This window comes from Mycobacterium sp. (assembly GCF_049281135.1).
Classification (GTDB): Bacteria; Actinomycetota; Actinomycetes; order Mycobacteriales; family Mycobacteriaceae; genus Mycobacterium.
This window is the reverse complement of sequence record NZ_JBAPRN010000289.1, coordinates 1-3,435: the sequence shown is the minus strand read 5'-3', so window position 1 is coordinate 3,435 and position 3,435 is coordinate 1. Positions and strand designations below refer to the sequence as shown.

At 64.6% G+C, this 3,435-nt stretch carries 3 protein-coding genes; all 3 read right to left on the bottom strand.

The genetic code is table 11. The features are described 5' to 3' along the window. Positions 1-1,201 (bottom strand): aromatic ring-hydroxylating oxygenase subunit alpha (locus tag WAN02_RS11625; protein ID WP_422264316.1); only part of this gene is annotated, 1,201 nt, incomplete at its 3' end. An 18-nt stretch (positions 1,202-1,219) separates the two neighbouring features. Beyond that, entirely contained in the window at positions 1,220-2,752 is a 1,533-nt protein-coding gene (locus WAN02_RS11620) for an acyl-CoA synthetase (RefSeq protein ID WP_422264315.1), read from the bottom strand. A 6-nt stretch (positions 2,753-2,758) separates the two neighbouring features. Further along, the coding region (locus tag WAN02_RS11615; RefSeq protein WP_422264313.1) for an enoyl-CoA hydratase-related protein at positions 2,759-3,435 on the bottom strand (677 nt) is incomplete at its 5' end.

Below are 3,435 nucleotides of genomic sequence, written 5' to 3'. Positions count from 1 at the left end.
TGTACTCAAAGCCCTTGGAATGCAGTCCTTTTTGCTGCCGCGGCAGGTTGGAGAAGTCCTGAGCCGGGATCGGCGGCCAGCGCGGATCGTTCGGCGCCAGCGGTTCCGGTGGTGTGGGCTTTCCGGTGGACAGGTCACCCGGCATCCGGGTCAGCGACCAGATCTCGAACAGGGTTTCCTCTGGGCCGAGCGGACGGATCCGGTAGGAAGAGGCGCTGCTGTAGGTGGGCAGGATGAAGTGGTGCGGGAAGGCGAAGCCGATCGCATCGGTGATACCCCGGCGGACGAGGTCGTTCAGGTCGGGCATGTCGCTTCCCCGCGCCCGATGCCAGGCCACCACCGCGTCGTTGAGCGCGCCGCGCCAACCCGCCAGCGCCTCAGCCGGATCGGAGGGCAGCGTGATCGTCTGCATGCCCTCGGCGATGCGGATGTCGTTCTCGTGGGTCATGCCAGCCATGCCGTCGCCGAGCGTGCGCATGAAGTAGAGACTGCTCGCGACGACGGGGTGTACCGCTTCCGACGGGGTACCGGTCTGCGCCGACGGCAGCAACTGCGGGTGGGTCTGCGGGACGTGGTAGCCCTCCATGAACGCGGCCGTCGCCAGCTTCCAATTGACCGGCAGTCGGCAGGATTGCCACCATTCGACGCGCAGCGATTCGACCTTCCAGGCGTCGTAGATCGATGCGAAGGGTTCCATCCAGTCGCGTAGCGGCGGGGCGTTGTCGTCGAGGTTGATCCACACGCATCCGCCCCAGAGTTCGCATTTGACCGAGACGAGCTGTAGGTCGTCAGCGGACATGTTCTCCTCGGCGAAGGCCTCGGGTCGCAACACGAACGTGTTGCGACCGTCGATCCCCCAGCACCAGCCGTGGAACGGGCAGACGAGGGTCCGACGGTTTCCGTTGCCCTCGACCAGCTTTACGCCGCGGTGGCGGCAGGCGTTCTGGTAGGCCCGCACGGTGTCGGCATCGAGTCGCACGACAATGATCGACTGGTCCAAGATCTCGTATTCGACGAAGTCGCCGGCCTTGGGGATCTCCTCGAGCCGGCACGCCATCTGCCACACTCGCGGCCAGAACAGCTCGGCTTCCAGCGCATAGAAGTCGGGGTCGTAGTAGCGCTGCTTGGGAATCCGGTCCGGGCTCTCAACGGCCAACGGCACCGGCAGCGGTGTCCAGTTAACGTCAGTTCGCGAGTTCATCCGATTATCCTTGTCAGCTCATACGATCCGTGACGCGCGCCCTTGCCAGAAGCGTTCGCGGATCCGTCTCTTGTAGAGCTTCCCGTTCGGGTCGCGCGGCAGGACATCGAATTCGATTGTGCGTGGACATTTGTAGCCCGCGAGGTGTGTTCGGCAATACTCGATCAGCTCGGCTTCCAGCTCCCGCCCGGCCGCGACACCGTCGATCGGCTGCACGACGGCCTTCACCTCTTCGCCGAACTCCTCGTTGGGCACACCGAACACCGCCGCGTCAACCAGCTTGGGGTGCATCACCAGCAGGTTCTCCGCTTCTTGCGGGTAGATGTTCACCCCGCCGGAGACGACCATGAACGTCGATCGGTCGGTGAGGTAGAGGTAGCCGTCGTCGTCGACGTAACCCATGTCCCCCAGTGAACGCCAGCCGTGCTCGTTGAAGACCGAGGCGGTCTTCGCGGGATCCTTGAAGTATTCGAACTTGGGCCCACCTTCGAAGTAGAGCTCACCGGTTTGCCCGACCGGGAGTTCTTTCCCGTCGTCGCCGACCACATGCACCGGGGACATCGGTATTCCGACCGAGCCCGGGTGGGCCAACCACTCTTCCGGGCCGATCGTGGTGCCCGCGAATCCCTCGGTCCCGCCGTAGTATTCGTGGATGATCGGGCCCAACCAGTCCATCATCTGGTGCTTGACATCCACCGGGCATGGCGCGGCCGCGTGGATGACACACCGCAGGCTGGAGACGTCGTATCGCCGGCGAACGGCCTCGGGCAGCTTCAGCATCCGCACGAACATCGTCGGCACGAACTGAGCGTGCGTCACCCGGTGCTTCTCAATCAAGCGCAGTACGTCTTCAGCGTCGAACTTGCGCATGATGATCGCCGCAGCGCCAACACGATTGACCGCCATCGTGTAGTTCACTCCGGCGGCGTGATACATCGGTGCCGGCGAGAGATACACGTTCTCCGCGCTCATGCCGTATTTGTGGATCAGCGCCATCTCGAGGACTGACTGCGCCCATGAGCCGTTGCCGTCGGCCGGAAGTGGCCGCCGAACGGCCTTGGGCCGTCCGGTGGTGCCCGACGAGTACAGCATCTCCGACCCGTCCGACACCGGCGGCGCATCCCGCGCCGCCGCCATGGCGTCGTCGTAGGACTGCCAGCCCGGCAGATCCCCGCCGACCGCGATGTGGACGTCGACGGCGGAATTCGCACTGCGCAGATGCGCGGCAAGGTCGCCCATCGACGCGTCGACGAACACCGCCCTCGCGTCGGAGTCGTCGATCACATAGGCGACTTCATCGGGCGTGAAATGGGTGTTCACCGCGGTGTAGTAAAGCCCGGATAGCTGGCAACCCCAGGTGATTTCGAAGAATTCCGGCCGGTTCGGCAACACCAGCGCTACGCCGTCGCCGGGGCGCAGCCCCGCACCGTGCAGCACCGCGGCAACCCGTTGGCTCCTGACATGCAGCTCGCCAAAGGACATCACCCCATCGTCGGACACGATCAGCGCCGGCGACTGCCCGGCGCTGATCGCATGATCGACGATGTTCACGAACGACTAGCCTGCCGTGGCGCCGTCGGTAGATGCGGCGGCAGCGGCCTGGCGTCGGGCGTGCTCGGACGGCAGCACCTTGTCCTTGAAGACGGTCTGAATCAGCTGCTGCACATCCTTGCTGATCGACGCCAGCGCGACGAGGTCGTTGGAGCTCTGCCAGTGCACCCGCATTCCCATCAGCTCCCAGGCTCGCTTCAGGTTGGCCTTGGTGAGCATCAGCGTGGTCAACGGCGCCTGGGCAATGTGGCGGGCGATCGCGTCCACGCGGTCGTCCAGGTCCTCCCGCTTGACCACCTCGTTGACGAGGCCGACCTCCAGCGCCTTCTTGGCGTCGATCACCTCGGCGGTGAACAGATAGTAGGCGGCGCGGCGCCAGTTCATGAACACCCAAGGCTCGATGGAACATTCACCGGATGGCATACCGAACCCCTGCAGCGGCGGGTACGAGAAGTAGGCGTCCTCAGAGGCGATGACGATGTCGGTGGTCAGGCCCATGTGCGTACCGCCGCCCACACAGTAGCCGTGCACCTGCGCGATGGTGGGCTTGGAGAACTCCCACAGGTTCAGGGTTGGCTTGACGAAGAGGTCCGACTGCGCCTTCCACGGGTGGCCGGTCACCATGGCGTTTTCCACGAATGCCGGATAGTCGACGGCGTTGTTGCCGATCGCGTGCCCCGAGC